The following is a 20,383-nucleotide window of genomic DNA, read 5'->3' as shown; positions in this document are numbered from 1 at the left end:
TCGGTGTATTCCATATTTGGGTGAGATGCGTCGATCTTTGAAACACCGTCGAATTTCAGACCTGAAAGATCAAGAGCCTCGCCCTGCCTGTAATTTGTCTTTGTAGGATATGAGATGACCTTGTTGAACTCATAGGTCTCATGTGTTGTAGGGATAGGAGCAGTGACCTTTACAGTAGTGGTAGCTGTAGTAGTTGTGGTAGTCGTTGTTGTTGTTGTCGGGAAAGGAGCAGATGTGCCGATGTAAACGCCGTTATCGTAGCATTCCTGACACACAGGGAAGCCGAGAGGTCCGTAGATAGCCTCTGATTCGGGTATCTCCTTGCCGCAGTGCTCGCACTTGACAGTCTTTACGGGAGCAGTAGTTGTAACTGTTGTGGTAGTTGCTGTAGGCTTTGTTGTAGTAGTTGTAGTTACAGGCTTTGTGGTAGTTGCAGTAGTCTTGTCAACTACAACGGGAGTGCCGCCGCCTGCCTTGCCGCCGTCAAGGTTGCTCTTTGCGCCTGATGAATAGAACTCATTCAGTGAAAGACCGTTCTTGCCGAGGGCTGTCTGGTGGTCGAGACCGATGTACTTGCCTGCATCTGTCTGCCAGAGAGACTTCTCAAAGAGGCTGTACTTGTTGTCGTCCCAGTTCATGAATGTCGGGTCGAGAAGTCCGCCTGTATCGCCTGAGTTGGGGTTGATGCACCAGAAGGTGTGGTTGATGTGGTTGTCGATCATGTAATCGCGGAGGAGCTCCATCCATTTCTGGTTAGCGCCCTTGTCCATATGTCCGCCCCACTCGCCGATAAGCAGGGGGGCGATGTCCTCTTTATTGATGTAAGCCCATGTATCGTACCAGTAGTCGTCAAGGAGAGTCTGTGTTGTGAAGTCCTTGTCGAACCATGTCTGAGCGTATACTGACGGACCGTAATCGTGAGGTGAATATACTATCTGGCTTGTGCCGCTTTCGGGAACTACAGGGTAGTCCTTTACGCCGCGGAGGTTTCCGCCCCACCAAGCGCCGTGCCATTTCTTGTCTTCCTCAGACTTTGGCTCCCATACATCGGGAGTATCGTATGTATAGCCCTTTTCGGTCATTGGGTACTGCTCAACGCCCTCGATGAAGATAAGAGCGTGGGGATTTACTGCAAGGATAGAGTCAGCGCACTTCTTTGCTGCATAAGCCCAGTTGTTCTCGTCTGTGGAGCCGTCCCACTTTGCGATATCGGAAGGACAGGTATCGCCCTTGTAGCCGCGCTTGCCGTGAGGCTCGTTCTTGAGGTCGTAGCCGATGAGAGTATCATCGTTTGCGTACTTCTTGGCAAGCCATGTGAGCGAATCGATCCATACCTTTGTGGAAACGCCTGCCTTGCCGTACCAGAGCTCATAGTTATGACCCGAGTTGTTTGCATCGGGGCTGTGAACGTCGATGAAAGCCTTGATACCGTACTTCTTGCACTTCTGCATGATGATATCGAAGATCTCCATGGAGTTCTTTACAGTCTTTCCGTCAGACTCAACGAAGTCCTTGTTGATATTGGTGTAGTAGCCCGCAGGAGTTACCTTGCCGTCCTCACCCACCTCGTCAACGGGAGGTGTGTAGGAAGCCTGTACGGAGCTTACGGGATTTGGTGAGCCCTCCATCCACGATACGAGGAGCTCTGATGATATTGGCAGACGGAGAGTATTGATACCGTGGTCTGCGATGCTCTGGAGCATGTCGTCAACGTCTCGTGCGTAAAGACCGTGAGCGCAGTTCTCTGAGCAGTTGAAGCCGAACCAGTTAGCGCCTGTGATCCAGACTTCGTTTCCGTTCATGTCGTAGAGACGGCTGCCCTTGGCGTGGAGCCAGTCATCGTTGCCGCCGTCGGCTGCCATGGCCTTGCTGAGTGTGTCTGCGGAAGGCATTGCAGGATAGTAAGCAGCGCCTGAGACAGTCAGTGCTGCTGCGGCAGCAACAGCTGCCACTGAGCGTAAGATCTTGTTCATTTTATTTCCCTCTCATAAAATTTATTTTTGCTGCGCAGCACCCTGAAGCTGCGCAGTCAAATACGTTGGTTCACATCACTCTACGGGGAGCTTTGTATATTTTCCAAGCAGATAGAGCTGTATAGTCAGTGCGTCGTCTGTAGTAACGCCGTCCTTGCCGATAACATCGGCATTCTTCTGACCCTCATCGGTCATGTGCTTTGCGTCGCTGCCCTTGATGCCGTACTTGTTTGGGTTAGCCAGAGACTGCATTATGAGAACAACGTCTGACATATCAACTGCACCGTCGCAGTTAGCATCGCCGAAAGTGCGATTACTGACCTCGGGAGTAGTTGTTACTGTTGTTGTGGAAGTGCTTGAAGATGTTGATGTTGAGCCTGAAGTCGTAGTTGTTGTAACTACGGGCTTTGTTGTGGTAGTTGTCTTGGAAGGATCGGCGTTGACGATCTTGCCGCTGGAGGTCTTTCCGCCGTCAAGGTTGCTTCCCTCGGAAGCCGCATAATTTGCATAGAAGTCGTTCAGTGAGATACCGTTCTTGCCCAGTGCTACCTGATGATCGAGACCGATATACTTACCGCTTTTGGTCTGCCAGAGAGCTTCCTCGAACATCTTGTACTTCTCCTCGTTCCATACGATAGAGGTACCTGTAGCTGCTGTGAAGCCGAGGCTGTCCCAGAGTCCGCCTGTATCACCTGAGTTGGTGTTGAGGCACCAGAAGGTGTGGTTGATGTGGTGATCTATCATGTAGTCGCGGAGGAGAGTCATCCATTTGAGGTTTGCGGCGTTGTTCATATGACCGCCCCACTCACCGATGAGCTCGGGACCGATCTCCTCAGCGTTGATATATGCCCATGTATCGTACCAGTATTCATCGAGGAGAGACTGTGTGTCGAAAGCAGCGCCTGTTGCGCTCTTATCGAGGTGGAACCATGTCTGCTCGTATACTGACGGACCGTAGTCATGAGGTGAATATACTATCTGTGAAGTACCCTGCTTTGGCTTGATGGGGTATTCTCTTGCGCCGCGGAAGTTACCGCCCCACCATGCGCCGATGTATGGAGAATTTTCCTTTCTGTCTGGCATGCCCCAGTAGTCGCCTGCCTGAGCACCGCTGAGTGACTGCTCAACGCCCTCGACCAGTATAAGTGCGTGGGGATTTACGTCAAGGATAGCTTCTGCACACTGTGTAGCTGCATAAGCCCAGTTGTTCTCGTCCTTGGAGCCGTCCCACTTGGCAGCCTCGTCGCCCTCCTGACCCTTGCCGTGAGGCTCGTTCTTGAGGTCGTAGCCGATGAGAGTATCATCGTCCTTGTACTTGTCGGCAAGCCATACCAGCGAGTCTATCCATACCTTTGTGGTAACTCCTGCCTTGCCGTACCAGAGATTGTAGTTATGACCCGAGTTGTCGGTGTGTGGGCTGTGGATATCGATGAATGCCTTGATGCCGTGCTCCTTGCACTTCTTCATCATGATGTCGAATACCTGCATACTGTCAACGGGAGTCTTTCCGTCAGCCTCGCAGAAGTCGGCGTTTATCTTGTAGGCAGGGTCTGCATTGGCAGAGAAGCTGCTTACAGGATTTGGAGTGCCTTCCATCCATGAGACAATGAGCTCTGTAGCGATAGGGAAGCGGATAATGTTGATTCCGCGGTCTGCTATCTCTGTGAGACAGTCGTCTGCATCGGCGCTCCAGAGGTAGTGTGGGCAGTTTTCGGAACAGTTGAAGCCGAACCAGTTAGCGCCCGTGAGCCATACCTCATTGCCGTTCATGTCGTATAGACGGCTTCCCTCTGCGTGGAGCCAGTCATCGTTGTTAGTGTCGACAGCCTGTGCTGTCAGTTTTTTTGTCTGACCAATGGAAGGTGCTGCTCCCGTAACGGTCAGTGCGGCAGCGCAGATAAGCGCCGCAGCGGTGCGTGTGAATTTTTTCATGTTATAATACCCCTCTCGTATTTTTCTCCGCAGATTTGTTTTTTTCGGCGGAGTCATAGTATACAGTTATCCAGTATACTATAATCAGTTATATTGTAGCATTTCGACATAAAAAAGTCAAGAGTTTCGGCTCATTTTACAGCTGTTTATGCAGAAAATGAAATATGTTTTGCAGTAAAGTTAAAAATAAAAAATAATCAACACATACTTGACAACCTGCCTGTGCAGTGCTATAATTGAAAAAAACCAAACCGATGACGCGGAGATAAAGCTAATTATGCTTGCACAGAGAGCCCATGGTGCTGAGAATGGGGCGAAAAACAGGTTAGCAAATGGACCGCCGAGGGTGCAGTCAAATGGGTGATAGGTGGCAGCCAAGAGGACAGTCGAATGGAGCGCTGCGTGGTGAATATTGAATTTGCCGTGTTTCCCAGAGTATTCTGCAACGTCAGGACGTGCGTTAACCGTCAGGGATATGATAGTATCCTGTAAAGTGCACGGCAGATGCCGTGAATCAAGGTGGTACCGCGGATAAGTATATTCGTCCTTGACAGACTAATATGGTCTGTCAGGGACTTTTTTGTTGCCCTGCAGACCGACGGAGGTGCTTTTTTATGAATTTTATGCCCGATCTTGAAACAGTCGGCAAGCTGGCTGAGAGCGGAAAATACGACATTGTCCCCGTAAGCTGTGAGATACTGTCGGATATCTGCACTCCAATCGAAGCAATCATGAAGCTGAAGAATGTCTCCCACCACTGCTACATGCTTGAATCTGTAGCAGATAAGGAGAAGTGGGGAAGATATACATTCCTCGGCTATGACCCCAAAATGCAGATAACAGCTGTGGGAAGCGAGCTCACTATCGGCGATGTGAAGATCACTACCGATGATCCCTCTGTACAGATACGCGAGATACTCTCCAAGTACAGAAGCCCAAGGTTCGATTATCTCCCCACATTCACAGGCGGTCTCGCAGGATATTTCTCCTACGACTTCCTCGCCTATACCGAAAAGACCCTGCGTATCGGAGTAAACGACACCGAGAGCTTCAAGGATGTTGACCTGATGCTCTTCGATAAGGTCATTGCCTTTGACAACTTCCGCCAGAAGCTCATACTCATTGCAAATATGAGACTTGAAGAGGGCGAGGCAGGCTACAACAAGGCTAAAATGGAGCTCATGCACATGGCTGATCTCCTGAGAAACGGAGATATGGTCAGGGAGCAGGCAGGCAGACTCACTACCGATGTTACGGCTCTTTTCAGCAAGGAAGAGTACTGCAATATGGTTGAGAAAGCAAAGACGCATATCCACGAGGGCGATATCTTCCAGATAGTTCTTTCAAACCGCCTCAGCGCAGGCTTTGAGGGCAGTCTCCTCAATACCTACAGAGTCCTCAGAACTATCAATCCGTCCCCTTATATGTTCTACTTCTCGGGCACCGATGTTGAGATAGCAGGCGCTTCTCCCGAGACACTGGTAAAGCTTGAGGACGGCGTTCTCCACACCTTCCCCCTTGCAGGCACACGCCCAAGAGGAAAGACAGAGAAGGAGGACAAGGAGCTTGAAGAGGGACTTCTCAAGGACGAAAAGGAGCTTGCAGAGCATAATATGCTGGTAGACCTTGGCAGAAACGATCTCGGAAAGATAAGCAAGTTCGGTTCTGTTCAGGTGGAAAAGCTCCACAGCATCGAGCGCTACTCACATGTTATGCATATCGGCTCAACTGTCCGCGGCGAGATACGTCAGGAGTTTGACGGGCTTGACGCTGTGAGCGCTGTGCTTCCTGCGGGTACTCTTTCGGGAGCTCCAAAGATAAGAGCCTGCCAGCTCATAGCAGAGCTTGAAAACAACAAGCGCGGCATCTACGGCGGCGCTATCGGCTACATCGACTTCACAGGCAACCTTGATACCTGTATCGCTATACGTATCGCCTACAAGAAGAACGGCAAGGTATTCGTAAGAAGCGGCGCAGGGATCGTTGCAGACTCGGTTCCCGAAAAGGAATATCAGGAGTGCATAAACAAGGCGGCTGCTGTAGTCAACGCCCTTAAACTTGCAGGGGAGGAAGAATTATGATACTTCTCATTGATAATTACGACAGCTTTTCATATAACCTGTATCAGCTTATCGGAGAGCTTTGCCCCGATATCAAGGTGATACGAAACGACGAGATGACAGTTTCCGAGATAGAGAAGCTCGCTCCCGACAGGATAATCCTTTCACCCGGTCCCGGACGTCCCGAGGACGCAGGCATAATCATAGAAGCTGCAAAGACAGTGTGTCAGAAGATACCTACACTGGGCGTTTGTCTCGGCCATCAGGCGATATGCGCAGCCTACGGTGCTACTGTCACCTACGCAAAGGAGCTCATGCACGGCAAGCAGTCCGTTATAAGCTTCGTGAAGGACAGTCCGCTTTTCAAGGGTATAGACGAGAATTCACCCGTTGCAAGATATCATTCTCTTGCAGCTGACGCAAATACCCTTCCCGATTGCCTCGAAGTCACAGCCTTAGCCGACGACGGCGAGGTAATGGCAGTTCAGCACAAGGAGTACCCCATATACGGCGTTCAGTTCCACCCAGAGTCAATTATGACTCCCGACGGAAGGATAATGCTGAAGAACTTCATAGAGCTTTGAACTTAGAACTAAGAACTAAGAGCTAAGAACTTTATATGGACGGCGTTTCACCGCCCGAAAAGTGGAGGTGAGAGCCATGAGTTACCTTGAAGATTTTTACAATGCCTACGACGAGGACGGGCGGCTGCTTTCGCGGTGCGGTCAGGTGGAGTACCTCACCACTATGAAGTATATCCGCCAATGTCTCAGCGAACATCAGCAGGCGAGAATACTTGAAGTCGGAGCAGGCACAGGACGCTACAGCGTGGCTCTTGCGAAAGAGGGCTATGACGTCACGGCTGTGGAGCTGGTCAAGCATAATCTTGAAAAGCTGAGAGCAAAGCTTGACGGCACTGAGAAAATAACGGCAATGCAGGGCAATGCTCTTGACTTGTCAGCCCTTGACGATAACAGCTTCGATATCACGCTTGTTCTCGGTCCAATGTATCATCTGTATACCCGAGAGGATATGCTGAGGGCGCTGTCCGAAGCGGTGAGAGTTACGAAAAAGGGCGGTCACATACTGGTCGCCTACTGCATGAACGAAGCCGCTGTTATCCAGCACGCTTTTCTTCACGGCAATCTTAAAAAGGTACTGGATAACGATATGCTCACTCCCGAATGGCACTGCAAAAGTGAGCCCAAGGAGCTCTTTGAGCTGGTGCGGACGGAGGATATAAACTCACTCAACTCGGAGCTTCCTGTTGAAAGGATAAAGCTCATAGCTGCCGACGGAGCGGTGAACTACATCAGCGAATGTATCGACGCTATGGACGGCTTCACATTTGAAAAATTCATGGAGTACCATTTAGCCACCTGTGAGCGGCAGGACTTGATCGGTGCTTCAAACCATACGCTGGATATTCTGCGTAAACTATAAATATAATTTGAAAGGAAAGATACCATGTCACAGTCAAAAGGAAGATTTGGCGTTCACGGCGGTCAGTATATCCCCGAAACGCTTATGAATGCGGTCATAGAGCTTGAACAGGCTTACGACCACTATAAGAACGATCCCGAGTTCAACCGCGAACTCACAGAGCTCCTCAACAACTACGCAGGCAGACCCTCGCTGCTCTACCGCGCAGATAAGCTCACAAGAGAGCTTGGAGGCGCTAAGATATACTTAAAGCGCGAGGATCTCAACCACACAGGCTCACACAAGATAAACAATGTTCTCGGTCAGGCTCTCCTTGCAAAGAAAATGGGCAAGACCAGACTTATCGCAGAGACAGGTGCAGGTCAGCACGGTGTTGCTACTGCAACTGCTGCGGCTCTCCTTGATATGGAGTGCGTAGTGTTCATGGGCGAGGAGGACACAAAGAGACAGGCTCTCAACGTTTACCGCATGAAGCTCCTCGGTTCTGAGGTTATCCCCGTAAAGAGCGGTACAGCTACTCTTAAAGACGCTGTTTCCGAGGCTATGCGTGAGTGGACTTCACGTATTTCCGATACTCATTACTGTCTCGGTTCTGTTATGGGCCCCCACCCGTTCCCGACTATAGTTCGTGATTTTCAGGCTGTTATCTCCCGTGAGGCAAGAGCTCAGATACTTGAAGCTGAGGGCAGACTTCCCGACGCTGTTATTGCCTGCGTAGGCGGCGGTTCAAACGCTATCGGAAGCTTCTACCACTTCATTCCCGACGAGGGCGTTCGCCTTATCGGCTGTGAGGCAGCAGGCAGAGGTATCGACACATTCGAGACAGCTGCTACAGTAAACACAGGAAGGATCGGTATCTTCCACGGTATGAAGTCCTACTTCTGTCAGGACGAGTACGGTCAGATAGCTCCTGTTTATTCTATCTCCGCAGGTCTTGACTACCCCGGCGTGGGTCCCGAGCATGCAAATCTCCACGATATGGGCAGAGCTGAGTACGTTCCTATAACAGACGACGAAGCAGTTAACGCTTTCGAGTACCTTTCACGCACAGAGGGCATAATCCCTGCTATCGAGTCTGCTCACGCAGTTGCTTACGCTATGAAGCTTGCTCCTACAATGGACAAGGACAAGATAATAATAGTTACAGTTTCGGGACGCGGCGATAAGGACTGCGCTGCTATAGCTCGTTACAGAGGGGAGAATATCTATGAGTAATATTAAAGCTGCATTTGCCAACGGCAAGGCATTCATACCATTTATAACCTGCGGTGATCCCGACCTTGAAACTACTGCAAAGGTAGTTCGCGCTGCTGCCGAGAACGGCGCAGACCTCATCGAGCTGGGCATACCTTTCTCAGACCCTACTGCTGAGGGACCTGTTATACAGGGCGCTAATATCCGCGCTCTTGCAGGGGGCGTTACCACAGACAAGGTTTTCGAGCTTGTTAAGGAGCTCCGCAAGGACGTAAAGGTACCCTTCGTATTTATGACATACGCAAACGTTGTATTCTCATATGACGCTGAGAGATTCATGGCTCGCTGCTGTGAGACAGGTGTTGATGGTATCATTCTTCCCGATCTTCCCTTTGAGGAAAAGGAGGAGTTCTCCGCAGTTGCAAAGCAGTACGGAGTTGACCTTATCTCCCTTATCGCTCCCACATCCGAGAACCGTATCGCTATGATAGCAAAGGAAGCAGAGGGCTTCATCTACATAGTATCAAGTCTTGGAGTTACAGGCGTTAGAAGTGAGATAAATACCAATATCGGTGATATAGTAAAGGTTATCCGTGAGAATACCAATGTGCCATGCGCAGTAGGCTTCGGTATCTCAAAGCCCGAGCAGGCACAGGCTATGGCAGCAGTATCCGACGGAGCTATCGTTGGTTCGGCTATCATACGCATACTTGAAAAGTACGGCAAGGACGCAGCGCCTTATGTCGGCGAATACGTCAAGGAAATGAAAGAAGCAGTAGCTAAAGCATAATTCAGCTTTGCTGAATTATGCTTTGAGTAAGTGGTGAGTAGATAGTAGAGAGTAGAAGCAGCTTCGCTGCATAATACTACTTACTACTCACTACTCTCTACTCACTCAAATGAAAAAACAGGAGGTTTTTATTATGATCAAAGAAGCAATCGCTAAGGTCGTTGACAAGCAGGATCTTACTTATGATGAGGCATACAAGGTAATCGCAGAAATTATGGCAGGAGAGACCACTCCTACTCAGAATGCGGCTTTCCTCTCCGCTCTTTCCACTAAGAGCACAAAGGCTGAAACTATCGACGAGATAACAGGCTGCGCAGCTGCTATGCGTGACGCTGCTACCAAGTTCGAGCACAACATGGATCTTCTGGAGATCGTTGGTACAGGCGGTGACAACGCTCACAGCTTCAATATCTCCACAACTTCCGCTTTCGTTATCGCAGCTTCGGGTATAAAGGTATCCAAGCACGGCAACCGTGCAGCTTCCTCACTTTCTGGTACTGCTGATTGTCTTGAAGCTCTCGGCGCTAACATCGACCTTGACCCCGAGAAGTGCAGAAAGCTTCTTGACAGTGTTGGTTTCTGCTTCTTCTTCGCTCAGAAGTACCACACTTCCATGAAGTACGTTGGTCCTATCCGTAAGGAGCTGGGTTTCCGTACAGTATTCAATATCCTCGGACCTCTCACCAACCCTGCATGCCCTAACCACCACCTCCTCGGAGTATACGACAGCGTTCTTCTCGAGCCTGTTGCAGAAGTCCTCATGAAGCTGGGCTCAAAGAACGGTATGGTAGTATTCGGCGAGGATAAGCTTGACGAGATCTCACTCAGCGCTCCTACAGCTGTTTGCGAGTACAGAGACGGCTGGATGAAGAATTATGAGATCACTCCCGAGGACTTCGGCTTCGAGCGCTGCACTAAGGACGACCTCAAGGGTGGTACTCCCGAGGAGAACGCTGCTATCACAAGAGGTATTCTCGACGGCAGCATAAAGGGTCACAAGCGCAATGCTGTTCTGCTCAATGCAGGTGCTGCTATATATATCGGCGGCAAGGCTGAGTCCATGGCTGAGGGCGTAAAGAAGGCTGCCGAGCTTATCGACAGCGGCGCTGCTCTGGCAACTATGGATAAGTTCATTGCAGAGTCCAAGAACTGAGGTGCAGTATGACTATTCTCGATCAGCTTGCAGACTACGCCCGTGAGCGTGTAGCTGCGGCTAAGAAAAAGCTTCCCCTTGAAGAGGTGAAGCGCCGTGCACTGGAGCTTCCCAAGGGTAACTTTGAGTTTGAAAAGGCGCTGAAAAAGGACGACATCGCTTTTATCTGCGAGTGCAAAAAGGCTTCGCCCTCAAAGGGCGTTATCGCTGAGGAGTTCCCCTATCTTCAGATAGCAAAGGACTACGAGGCAGCAGGTGCGGACTGCATTTCCGTTCTCACAGAGCCCAAGTGGTTCCTCGGCAGCGACGAATATCTCCGCGAGATTGCTTCAAATGTGAGTATCCCATGCATACGCAAGGACTTCACTGTTGACGAATACATGATATATGAAGCAAAGCTTCTGGGCGCAAAGGCTGTTCTGCTCATATGCTCCATTCTCTCTCAGGAGAAGATAAAGGAGTACATCGGTATCTGCGACGAGCTGGGACTTTCTGCTCTGGTAGAAGCTCACGACGAAGCGGAGCTTCGGGCGGCTGTTGCCGCAGGAGCACGCATTATCGGCGTGAACAACCGCAATCTGAAAGACTTCTCCGTAGACACAGGCAACAGCCGCCGTCTGCGTGAGCTCGCTCCCGCAGACGTGAGCTTCGTATCCGAAAGCGGCGTTCAGTCCGCAGAGGATATAAGGCTTCTCCGTGAAGCAGGAGTGAACGCAGTGCTCATCGGTGAGACACTGATGCGTGCCGCTGACAAAAAGGCAAAGCTTGCGGAGCTGAAAGGATAATATGACTAAGATAAAAATGTGCGGACTTCGCCGCGCTGAGGATATTGAGTATGCAAACATACTCAGACCCGATTATATCGGCTATGTTTTTGCAAAAAAAAGCAGGCGTTATGTGACGCCCGAGAAAGCACAGGAGCTTACAAAGCTTCTGCGTGAAGATATTACTCCCGTAGGAGTTTTTGTTGACGAACCTATTGAAAATGTTATCGCTCTCGTTGAGAGCGGTGCAATAAGAATGGTGCAGCTCCACGGCAGTGAGTCCGAGGACTACGCCGCAGAGCTTAAAGAGCGCGGCATACCTGTGATACGCGCTTTCAAGGTCAGCTCCGAAGCTGATATAGCCGCCGCAAGAAGTACCTGTGCGGACTATGTGCTTCTCGATTCGGGAAGCGGCTCAGGTGAGACCTTTGACTGGTCCCTTATCAAAAATGTGGGCAGAGACTTCTTCCTTGCAGGCGGTCTTACCGCAGACAATGCGGCAGAAGCAGTTGAAAAGCTCCGCCCCTACGGTGTGGACGCAAGCTCCTGCCTTGAGACCGACGACTTCAAGGACTTTGAGAAAATGAAAGCCTTTGCGGAGGCTGTCCGCTGACTTATGATACGCTCTCTATTTTGATACGGAGCTTCTTAATAATTTTCTTTTCAAGACGCGAAATGTAGGACTGCGAAATTCCGATGCAGTCGGCTACCTCTTTCTGCGTCTTTTCTTTTCCGTCGATAAGCCCGAATCGCATCTCCATTATCTCGCGCTCGCGGTCGCAGAGCTCCGATACTGCGCTTCGGAGTATCTCACGCTCTGCTTCGGTCTCAATGCCCTTGTTTACTATGTCGTCATCGGTGCCCAGTATGTCCGACAGGAGCAGCTCGTTGCCGTCGTAGTCGATGTTCAGCGGCTCGTCTATGGACAGGTCGTTGCGGTACTGTGAGGACTTGCGCAGAAACATGAGTATCTCGTTCTCGATACAGCGTGAAGCATAGGTGGCGAGCTTGATATTTTTCGTGGGACAGAATGTGTTCACTGCCTTGATAAGTCCGATAGTGCCAATGGACACAAGGTCCTCTATGCCAATGCCCGTGGACTCGAACTTCTTGGCTATGTATACCACAAGGCGGAGATTATGCTCGATGAGGATATTTCGCGCCTCGGGGTCATGCTCGGTGAGCCGCGCAAAGACCTCCGCTTCCTCTGTTCGTGTCAGGGGCGGCGGCAGAGTGTCCGAGCCGTTGACGTAGAATACCTCTCCTGTGAAATGCTTTTTAAGCAACGCTTTTACTTTTTCGATGATGTTCATTGTCCTTCTCCTTTATCTATATTTTCAGCAGCTTCGGGTTGAATACAGCCTTGCCGCCGCATTCTCCGAAGCCTATCATGGCATCTACTGCCTTGCGCTCACCGTTTTCGTCACTGCATATCAGTACCTCGTCGGGACGGAATACGGGTATGAGTCCGCTGCCCGAAACAGCCCTGCATGGCAGCAGCCGAAAGCCCTTGGGCAGCAGGGAAATGTCAAGCTTTTTCCCCGTAAGCTCACAGAAGCTCTCCTCGGAGCAGATTATGACAGGAGCGCCCGTGAAATAGTCCACCAGTATGTTGCCTGTGTCGGCAAGTCCGTTTATATTGATTACCCTTTTCCCTGCGCGTATATATACACGGTAGCTGCCCGTGGGAGCTTTGTCCGTAATTATCCTTATGAGCCGCAGTGCGAAGTAAAGCACTGCCGTAGTGACTACAAGCACCAGCAGTGAAAAATCTATGTAGAAGCTTGCGTTGCGGAAGTGCATGGAGCTTGGCTTCAGCAGGGAATATACTCCGTAGACCGCTCCTGCAAGGACGAAATTTGCGGCGAAAAAGGCTGCGGTGTTTATGAAAAGCCGTTTTCGGCTCTTTATGCCGAATGAAATGGCGACTATGCCAACTGCCGCCCCAAGCTTTATCAGCAGGGGTATCACCGTTCCCAGCTCGGGAAGGAGTATGGTCAGAGAAAAAAGACTGCCAAAGACTGCTCCCCATATGCAGCGCCCCGTTCTCAGGGGAGAGTGGGTGAGCCCTGCCGTTATCCGCAGCAGGAAGTAGTTCACATAGATGTTCAGCACTATAAGCACGTCGATATATATGGTCTCCACGGAACACCCCCTTTACACTAATATTATAATGCAGACAGGCTGCGAAATATGTCATTTTGTGTCATGGGCGGAAAACAAAAAAGCTGAGACTTCAATGGAAGTCTCAGCCATGTTGATCAGAATTTTGGAAGGTATATCACTATGGCACCAACTATCATTATCAGTGCCAGTATGAACATGATAACTCTCATTGCTGTTTTTTTCTGTTTCATTCATATCACCTCTCAGTGTCTTTTCTTCATGCGCTTTTTGCGGTTTGGTATGTAGTCGGAGTATATCTCCGATTTTTTCTTGTTTCCGTATGCGGACTTTTTGCGGTCGAAACGGGGCTTGTCGTCGGGACGGCGGTTTCTGCGGACACCTAAGTCTCCGCCCTTGTAGAGCTTAACTTCAACCTTATTGCCGTTTATCTTTATGGAGTCCGTGCTGTCGATTATATATTCTGACTCGGCTTCGGGAACCTCCACGGTGGTGTGCTCGTCGAATATGTCTATCTTGCCGAAGTCCTTGCCCGTCATGCCTGTTGCGTCAACAAGTGCGCCCAGTATGAAGTTTGGAGCGATACGGCGGTTCCTGCCGATGTTAATTACTATCTTGACTGTCTTTGCGCCGCTGTTCCTGCCCTTTTTGAGTGGTCTTGCACTTTCAAAGTCGGGGAGCGCTTCAGTCTCGGCACGGAGCTGCTTCTCCAGCACTCTTGCGGCAGCCTCGCGGTAGTCTATGCCCTGTGAAGCAAGTCTGTCAAGTATATCGTATGCGTTATGACCTGCCTGCGCTTCGGATATCTCCTTGACGAGGGACTCCTTTTTCATGGCGATGATGTCTGACTTTTCGGGCAGGGGCATTTCCCGTATCTCAGCGTGGGTGTACTTCTCGATAGCGCGGAGGTCGAAAAGCTGACGTCTGCCGCTTATGAGTGTGTAGGCTGTACCTGTTCTGCCTGCGCGGCCTGTTCTGCCGATACGGTGAATGTAGTACTCGTTGTCCTGTGGAAGGTCGTAGTTGAACACCGCGTCAACGCCGCTGACGTCGATACCTCTTGCGGCTACATCTGTGGCTACAAGTATTTCCGCAGCCTTGTTCTTGAAGCTGTTCATCACCTGCGTGCGCTGTATCTGCTTCATGTCGCCGTGAAGCCCTGCTGCGCGGAAGCCGCTCTTTACAAGCTCCTCGGTGAGCTGGTCAACCATGACCTTGGTATTGCAGAATACCATTGCGGAGGACGGCTTGTATGCCGCAAGAAGAAGCTTCAATGCGTCGGTCTTGCGTCCCATAGCAACCTCAAAGTAGAACTGCTCGATGAGCTCCACGGTCTTCTGTGCGGACTTTATTTTGATATGCACGGGATCATGCTGATACTTCTCGGTAAGAGCCATTATCTCCTTTGGCATGGTGGCGGAGAAGAGCACGGTCTGTCTGTCCTCGGGTACATCTGCCAGTATGGACTCTATGTCCTCGCGGAATCCCATGTTCAGCATTTCGTCAGCCTCGTCCAGTATGACTGTGCGGATACTGTCAAGCTTCAGTGTTCTCCTGCGGATATGATCCATGACACGTCCGGGAGTTCCTATTATAATATTTGCGCCGCGTTTCAGCTCGTGTATCTGCTTTTCCATGCTTGCGCCGCCGTATACTGCGGAGGTCTTAACGCCCTCCTTGAACTTGGCGAACTTGCGAAGCTCCTCGGCTGCCTGCATGGCAAGCTCACGGGTGGGGCAGAGTATAAGTACAACTGCGGACCTGCGGTCAGCTTCGGTGATGCTCTCAACGGCAGGTATGCCGAATGCGGCGGTCTTTCCCGTACCTGTGTTGGAGCGTCCCACAACGTCTCTGCCTTCAAGGAGCAGGGGGATACTCTGCTGCTGTATCTCCGTCATCTCCGTATATCCCAGCTCGTCAACGGCACGGAGAAGCTCCTGCGATAAATTCAGTTCATTAAAATGCATTTCGTTACCTTTCTTTCTTCCTCATAATTCCAATACACATTATAATAGCACAAAAACGCGAAAAGGTCAAGTAAAAAATGACGACCCTTGGTCGTCATTTTTGATCTGTTAGCATTGTAAATGCAGGGACGCCCTCACTTGCAGGGCGTCCCTCTTTCAAAAACAGTCCACTGGACTGTTTTTGAAATTCACCCTTGCGGTGACTCCCTGTAGTACAGGGAGATGTCAGCTGAGCTGACAGAGGGTACTCGCTCCTGTTAGGAGCGCCTACCGTTTTCGGGGCGCTGCCCCGAACCCTGCCAAAGGGTTGTGACCCCTTTGGAATCCCTTTCATATGCCCTTTGATATACTATTCCGCCATTGGCGGGCTTTTGCCAGTATATCGCTGATAAAAGCGCTTTTCATTTCGGTATATTTATTCCTGTCGTCGGGATACTGCTCTGCGAGCTTTTCCTTTAGCTGTGAGTAAGCCTGTGCATCGTCCCTGTGGCAGTTCAGATAATCACGCATATTTATGTAGTTGTTCCACACTTCCGAGCCATAGATGACCGCGTGGATATGGTGAGTTCTTGTGTCAGCATCTCCGCATACATAAAGGTACTGTTCGGGAACGTCCTGACCGCGGAAGATAAAGCCGTTCTTTTCAAGGACGTCGTTCATGCCGAGAATGTCATTAAAGTCGGCAGCTCCCACAACGATGTCGATTATGGGCTTTGCGCAGATACCCTTAATGGAAGTGCTGCCGATATGCTGAGCGTCCATAACTATGCTTCCGAGTATGCTGCGAAGCTGTGCAATGGTCTGCTGTGCGGCTGTCTCCCACTCTGCATTATGGGGCTCAACAGCTACTGTGCCGCGGCGGAGTCCAAGTTCCATACGGGACTTATTCCGCGTCAGCCAGCCAGTCAGTGCCGAAGCGCTGTGAGAGCTGGTCGCAGAGCACAAGTGCGGTTATGCTGTCCGCAACTACTCTTGCACGGTGTACGATAGCAGGGTCGTGACGGCCCTTTATCTGCAATGTGGTGTTGTCCATGGTGCGCATGTCTATGGTCTGCTGCTCCTTGTATATGGAGGGAGTAGGCTTTATGGCAGTCCTGAACAGTATTGGCATACCTGTGGTTATTCCGCCGATTATGCCGCCATTGTTGTTGGTGGGAGCAGTAACAGCTCCGTTATCTGCGGAGAAGTTGTCGTTGCACTCACTTCCGCGCATATCAGCAACAGCAAAGCCTGCGCCGAACTCCACACCCTTGACTGCGGGGATACCAAACAGTGCGTGGGAGAGTACGCTCTCAATGGTGTCGAACCATGGCTCGCCGACCCCTGCGGGAACTCCTGTGACAACAGTTTCAAGGCGTCCGCCGACGCTGTCGCCCTCTTCCTTTGCAGCTGTAATAGCAGCCTGCATAGCCTGTGCCTTTTCGTCGTCAAGGACGGCGAACTCCATAGTATTGAGCCTGTCGATGTCTGCGTTTATATCATCGAATGTGCGGTCGTAAATTCCGCCGCATGACAGTATATGAGTCGCTATCTTTATGCCCTTTTTGCGGAGAGCGCTGATAGCTACCGCACCTGCCGCAACAACGCCTGCGGTTATTCTGCCTGAGAAGTGTCCGCCGCCGCGGAAGTCCTGAAAGCCGTGGTACTTCATCTGTGCGGAGTAATCAGCGTGTCCAGGACGAGCCTTGTATGCAAGCTCGCCGTAGTCCTTGCTGCGTGTATCCTCATTTTCTATGATAAAGGTTATGGGCGTACCTGTGGTTTTTCCGTTGAAAACGCCGCTGACTATCCTTACCTTGTCGCCCTCGCGGCGAGGTGTGGAAAGAGCTCCAACGGACTGGCGAAGCTTCATCTGAGCCGCGATGAACTCCTCATCTACCTCAATTCCCGAAGCCAAGCCGTCCAGTACAGCTCCGATAGCTGTGCCGTGGCTCTCGCCGAATAATGTTATGGAAACGCTTGAACCAAATGTATTTTTCATGCTTTTCATCTCCCTGAAACGTGTAAAATGCCTGATATTTATACAATAAAATTATACCACTTCGCAGAGAATGTGTCAACACGGCGTTTTAACGATTTGCAGACGCAAAGTGCTAAAGTAAATAGTCATTTTGTATAGCGCGCATTGTCCTATTTTGCTGAAATAGTGTGGGAATAATTAATTGAGAATTGAGAATTCAGAATTGAGAATGAATGTGTCCGCTTGCGCGGACAGATTAAAAAAATACTGTATCAGCGATATCGTGACTTTCATTCTGCATTCTTCATTTTCAATTATCAATTCTGATTGACTTTGCCTGTATATCGTGATATAATCAACAAAAGAAGTTTTGGACTTTCGGAGTTGATGTTATGGACATTAGGAAATTTTATGATGGCAATGAGTTTGAGGCGTATGAATACCTCGGCGCACATATGAGGGAAAACGGTACGGTGTTCCGCACCTATGCGCCCAATGCTTCAAAGGTGTCGGTCATAGGCGATTTCAGCCATTGGGAGGATATGCCCATGAAGCCTGTGGAGGACGGCAGGTTCTTTGAGCTTTTGGTCTCGGAAGCTGAGGAGGGCATGCGGTACAAATACCGTATCTACGACAAAAAAGGCAATTTCATCGACCACTGCGACCCATACGGCTTCGGCATGGAGCTTCGCCCCGGGACCTGCTCTGTCATACGTGATATTTCGGACTATGAGTTCAGCGATGGAGACTGGCTGGAGAAGCGCTCGGTCTGCTTTGACAGGGCTCTGAATATATACGAGGTTCATCTCGGTTCGTGGAAAAGGCGCTCCGATGAGGACGAGGAGGGCTGGTACAGCTACAGCGAGATAGCTGACGAGTTGGTGGACTACGTCTGCGAAATGGGCTACAATTATATCGAGCTCATGCCACTCAGCGAGCACCCCTGCGACGAGTCATGGGGCTATCAGAGCACGGGATTTTTTGCTCCTACCTCACGTTATGGAACTCCCAAGGAGCTTATGGAGCTTGTTGACAAGTGCCATAAGAAAGGTATCGGTGTTATCGTGGATTTCGTGCCTGTTCACTTTGCAGTTGACCACTACGGACTCACGGAATATGACGGTACTAAGCTCTATGAGTACCCCAGCGATGATATCGGCTATAACGAGTGGGGAAGCAGAAACTTCAATCACTCCAAGGGCGAGGTGCGGTCCTTTATACAATCTGCCGCAAATTACTGGCTCAGCATTTATCACTTCGACGGCCTGCGCATGGACGCGGTCCGCAATATGATATACTGGAACGGCGATGAGCGCCGCGGCGAAAACAAGAACGCTATAGAGTTCCTGAAATCAATGAACAGAGGTCTTAAAGCAAGACATTCTACGGCTATCATTGCTGCCGAGGATTCGTCGTCCTATCCAAAGGTAACTGCTCCCGTTTTTGCAGGCGGTCTGGGCTTCGATTATAAGTGGGACTTGGGCTGGATGCATGATACGCTGGAGTACTTTCAGAGCGCTCCCATGTACCGTTCAAGAGACTACCACAAGCTGACTTTTTCTATGCTGTATTTCTATAATGAGAGGTTCATTATGCCGCTGTCCCACGACGAGGTTGTCCACGGCAAGGCTACGGTGGCTCAGAAAATGAACGGTCAGTACGTGGAGAAGTTCCCGCAGGCGAGAGCGCTGTATATGTACATGATAGCTCACCCGGGAAAGAAGCTGAACTTCATGGGAAGCGAGTTCGCGCAGCTCCGCGAGTGGGACGAAAAGCGGCAGCAGGACTGGGATATGCTGAAATACCCGCTGCACGATTCGTTCAGAGAGTACATAAAGAAGCTTAATGAGATATACTTGATGCATAGTGCGCTTCATTACGATCATGACTCCACAAATTTTGAGTGGGTTGACTGCAATGCCGTTGAAAGTTGCGTTTACGCTATCCGCAGGAAGTCCGCAGATGGTGATATACTGGCAGTGTTCAACTTTTCTGACTGGTTCCAGTTCGGCTATTCTGTCCATGTGGGTGAGTACAAGGCGGAGCTCCTTATTGACTCCGATGACCAGCTCTACAGCGGCACTACGCCTCACGGCATGACTAAATTTTCGTGTGATAAAGGCAGGCTTGATATGGATATCCCGCCGTTCAGCGGCAGAATGTTTCTGTTGACAAAATAGTATACGGAGCAGGGGGGCGTTCGGTTCCTCTGCTTTTGTTATAATATTAATTTTTTACAATTCTCTTGATTTCGCTTAAACAGTGTGATATAATATTATAGTGATTTTATGCAGTGGTATCGAAGTGGTCATAACGGACATGACTCGAAACATAGTCGGTTTTGAGCTTGCCGCACTTTGATTTATCCCTGTTCTGCGTGGTTTCGGCGGTGTCTGTGATTGCGTTTGCAATTGGCTTTCTCGCAGTTTTCTCGCAGTTTTATAGTTAAATTAATATGCAGTGGTATCGAAGTGGTCATAACGGACATGACTCGAAATCATGATGCCCCTTGAGGGACGTGGGTTCGAATCCCACCCACTGCGCCAAAATGGTGAATCAATTTAGATTCCAAGCAAAAAACTCCCGATTTTTCGGGGGTTTTTTTGTTCCGATAGAGAAAATTTTTCAAGGTGAAGCAGTAGATCCCAAACCATAAATTTTGGATTCGAACCCTTCCAAAGAGTCTTTTCAGAGTTGCTTTGGAGGTCATCAGGAGCAAAAAACGGATAATTCACCCCAAAAAGAGAATAATTGAATAGAGAATTTTCAAGCGGTTTTAAAGCCGATTTTGTTTGTTTCTTACAGAAACCATACAAAGTTGGCTTTATTATAGAACGACGTAATTCGAATATTTAATTAATTAATTATAGAATACTGTCAAAGTAAATGCAGTAATATAATCCTTAGTAAAGACGAATGTCTGTAACGTTTAAGCCAGGGAGAATGTAAGAAAAAAATTAGATTATATGTAAAAATAATATGTTTATTCAATGTTTGCTTATTCAGGCATCTTTTAATTCTTA

The 20,383-nt window shown here is 49.8% G+C and carries 15 protein-coding genes, 1 tRNA gene and 1 pseudogene; 10 read left to right on the top strand and 7 right to left on the bottom strand.

Annotated features, from left to right (window positions below; translation table 11 throughout):
- Positions 1 to 401: 401 nt before the first annotated feature.
- Both N774_RS19790 and N774_RS0107355 read right to left on the bottom strand, forming a co-directional pair.
- Positions 402 to 1,964: pseudogene (locus tag N774_RS19790) on the bottom strand (glycoside hydrolase family 5 protein); the annotation flags it as partial.
- Positions 1,965 to 2,048: 84 nt separating this feature from the next.
- Positions 2,049 to 3,905 carry a cellulase family glycosylhydrolase gene (locus tag N774_RS0107355; RefSeq protein ID WP_024860619.1) on the bottom strand — a complete coding sequence of 619 codons (1,857 nt, stop codon included), beginning with the start codon at positions 3,903 to 3,905 and terminating at the stop codon, positions 2,049 to 2,051.
- A gap of 614 nt (positions 3,906 to 4,519) precedes the next feature.
- Between N774_RS0107355 and trpE the strand changes: the two genes are divergently transcribed.
- From trpE to N774_RS17125, 8 genes are all read left to right on the top strand, one after another.
- Positions 4,520 to 5,986, top strand: coding sequence for an anthranilate synthase component I (gene trpE / locus N774_RS0107350; RefSeq protein WP_024860618.1), 1,467 nt, complete (start codon positions 4,520 to 4,522; stop codon positions 5,984 to 5,986).
- On the top strand, positions 5,983 to 6,549 hold the full coding sequence (locus N774_RS0107345) for an anthranilate synthase component II (protein WP_024860617.1): 567 nt from the start codon (positions 5,983 to 5,985) through the stop codon (positions 6,547 to 6,549). The genes trpE and N774_RS0107345 overlap by 4 nt, the downstream gene beginning before the upstream one ends.
- A 76-nt stretch (positions 6,550 to 6,625) precedes the next feature.
- Positions 6,626 to 7,408 (top strand): class I SAM-dependent methyltransferase, encoded by a 783-nt coding sequence (locus N774_RS0107340; RefSeq protein ID WP_024860616.1) that lies wholly within the window; start codon positions 6,626 to 6,628, stop codon positions 7,406 to 7,408.
- 24 nt (positions 7,409 to 7,432) lie between these two features.
- Entirely contained in the window at positions 7,433 to 8,623 is a 1,191-nt protein-coding gene (trpB, locus tag N774_RS0107335; protein WP_024860615.1) for a tryptophan synthase subunit beta, read from the top strand.
- Positions 8,616 to 9,392: a tryptophan synthase subunit alpha gene (gene trpA, locus N774_RS0107330; protein ID WP_024860614.1), complete on the top strand. Its 777-nt coding sequence runs from the start codon at positions 8,616 to 8,618 to the stop codon at positions 9,390 to 9,392. The genes trpB and trpA overlap by 8 nt, the downstream gene beginning before the upstream one ends.
- Positions 9,393 to 9,525: 133 nt before the next feature.
- The gene (gene trpD / locus N774_RS0107325) at positions 9,526 to 10,545 is read left to right on the top strand and encodes an anthranilate phosphoribosyltransferase (protein WP_024860613.1); all 1,020 of its coding nucleotides are present in this window, start codon (positions 9,526 to 9,528) and stop codon (positions 10,543 to 10,545) included.
- 8 nt (positions 10,546 to 10,553) lie between these two features.
- Entirely contained in the window at positions 10,554 to 11,330 is a 777-nt protein-coding gene (gene trpC / locus N774_RS0107320; protein WP_024860612.1) for an indole-3-glycerol phosphate synthase TrpC, read from the top strand.
- A gap of 1 nt (position 11,331) precedes the next feature.
- Positions 11,332 to 11,922 carry a phosphoribosylanthranilate isomerase gene (locus N774_RS17125; RefSeq protein ID WP_037280172.1) on the top strand — a complete coding sequence of 197 codons (591 nt, stop codon included), beginning with the start codon at positions 11,332 to 11,334 and terminating at the stop codon, positions 11,920 to 11,922.
- Position 11,923: 1 nt separating this feature from the next.
- Here N774_RS17125 and sigE read toward each other — a convergent pair whose 3' ends face one another.
- From sigE to aroC, 5 genes are all read right to left on the bottom strand, one after another.
- Positions 11,924 to 12,622 (bottom strand): RNA polymerase sporulation sigma factor SigE, encoded by a 699-nt coding sequence (gene sigE, locus N774_RS0107310; RefSeq protein ID WP_024860611.1) that lies wholly within the window; start codon positions 12,620 to 12,622, stop codon positions 11,924 to 11,926.
- A 16-nt stretch (positions 12,623 to 12,638) separates the two neighbouring features.
- Positions 12,639 to 13,454: a sigma-E processing peptidase SpoIIGA gene (locus N774_RS0107305; RefSeq protein WP_024860610.1), complete on the bottom strand. Its 816-nt coding sequence runs from the start codon at positions 13,452 to 13,454 to the stop codon at positions 12,639 to 12,641.
- A gap of 224 nt (positions 13,455 to 13,678) precedes the next feature.
- Complete coding sequence (locus tag N774_RS0107295; RefSeq protein ID WP_024860609.1) at positions 13,679 to 15,400, bottom strand: DEAD/DEAH box helicase; 1,722 nt, start codon at positions 15,398 to 15,400, stop codon at positions 13,679 to 13,681.
- Between the two features lie 330 nt (positions 15,401 to 15,730).
- Positions 15,731 to 16,276, bottom strand: coding sequence for a GrpB family protein (locus N774_RS0107290; RefSeq protein ID WP_024860608.1), 546 nt, complete (start codon positions 16,274 to 16,276; stop codon positions 15,731 to 15,733).
- A gap of 7 nt (positions 16,277 to 16,283) precedes the next feature.
- Complete coding sequence (gene aroC / locus N774_RS0107285) at positions 16,284 to 17,381, bottom strand: chorismate synthase (protein ID WP_024860607.1); 1,098 nt, start codon at positions 17,379 to 17,381, stop codon at positions 16,284 to 16,286.
- 371 nt (positions 17,382 to 17,752) lie between these two features.
- Between aroC and glgB the strand changes: the two genes are divergently transcribed.
- The gene (glgB, locus tag N774_RS0107280; RefSeq protein ID WP_024860606.1) at positions 17,753 to 19,540 is read left to right on the top strand and encodes a 1,4-alpha-glucan branching protein GlgB; all 1,788 of its coding nucleotides are present in this window, start codon (positions 17,753 to 17,755) and stop codon (positions 19,538 to 19,540) included.
- A gap of 277 nt (positions 19,541 to 19,817) precedes the next feature.
- Positions 19,818 to 19,906 (top strand) — tRNA-Ser (locus tag N774_RS0107275).
- Positions 19,907 to 20,383 lie beyond the last annotated feature (477 nt).

The sequence above is a fragment of the Ruminococcus flavefaciens AE3010 genome (genome assembly GCF_000526795.1).
Classification (GTDB): Bacteria; Bacillota; Clostridia; order Oscillospirales; family Ruminococcaceae; genus Ruminococcus; species Ruminococcus flavefaciens_D.
This window is presented reverse-complemented; position numbering and strand designations above follow the sequence as displayed.

What these genes read in the sequence shown, in the direction of transcription:
- N774_RS0107355 (WP_024860619.1), bottom strand. Translation starts at nt 3,905, where the DNA reads ATGAAAAAATTCACACGCACCGCTGCGGCGCTTATCTGCGCTGCCGCA.
- trpE (WP_024860618.1), top strand. Translation starts at nt 4,520, where the DNA reads ATGAATTTTATGCCCGATCTTGAAACAGTCGGCAAGCTGGCTGAGAGC.
- N774_RS0107345 (WP_024860617.1), top strand. Translation starts at nt 5,983, where the DNA reads ATGATACTTCTCATTGATAATTACGACAGCTTTTCATATAACCTGTAT.
- N774_RS0107340 (WP_024860616.1), top strand. Translation starts at nt 6,626, where the DNA reads ATGAGTTACCTTGAAGATTTTTACAATGCCTACGACGAGGACGGGCGG.
- trpB (WP_024860615.1), top strand. Translation starts at nt 7,433, where the DNA reads ATGTCACAGTCAAAAGGAAGATTTGGCGTTCACGGCGGTCAGTATATC.
- trpA (WP_024860614.1), top strand. Translation starts at nt 8,616, where the DNA reads ATGAGTAATATTAAAGCTGCATTTGCCAACGGCAAGGCATTCATACCA.
- trpD (WP_024860613.1), top strand. Translation starts at nt 9,526, where the DNA reads ATGATCAAAGAAGCAATCGCTAAGGTCGTTGACAAGCAGGATCTTACT.
- trpC (WP_024860612.1), top strand. Translation starts at nt 10,554, where the DNA reads ATGACTATTCTCGATCAGCTTGCAGACTACGCCCGTGAGCGTGTAGCT.
- N774_RS17125 (WP_037280172.1), top strand. Translation starts at nt 11,332, where the DNA reads ATGACTAAGATAAAAATGTGCGGACTTCGCCGCGCTGAGGATATTGAG.
- sigE (WP_024860611.1), bottom strand. Translation starts at nt 12,622, where the DNA reads ATGAACATCATCGAAAAAGTAAAAGCGTTGCTTAAAAAGCATTTCACA.
- N774_RS0107295 (WP_024860609.1), bottom strand. Translation starts at nt 15,400, where the DNA reads ATGCATTTTAATGAACTGAATTTATCGCAGGAGCTTCTCCGTGCCGTT.
- N774_RS0107290 (WP_024860608.1), bottom strand. Translation starts at nt 16,276, where the DNA reads ATGGAACTTGGACTCCGCCGCGGCACAGTAGCTGTTGAGCCCCATAAT.
- aroC (WP_024860607.1), bottom strand. Translation starts at nt 17,381, where the DNA reads ATGAAAAATACATTTGGTTCAAGCGTTTCCATAACATTATTCGGCGAG.
- glgB (WP_024860606.1), top strand. Translation starts at nt 17,753, where the DNA reads ATGGACATTAGGAAATTTTATGATGGCAATGAGTTTGAGGCGTATGAA.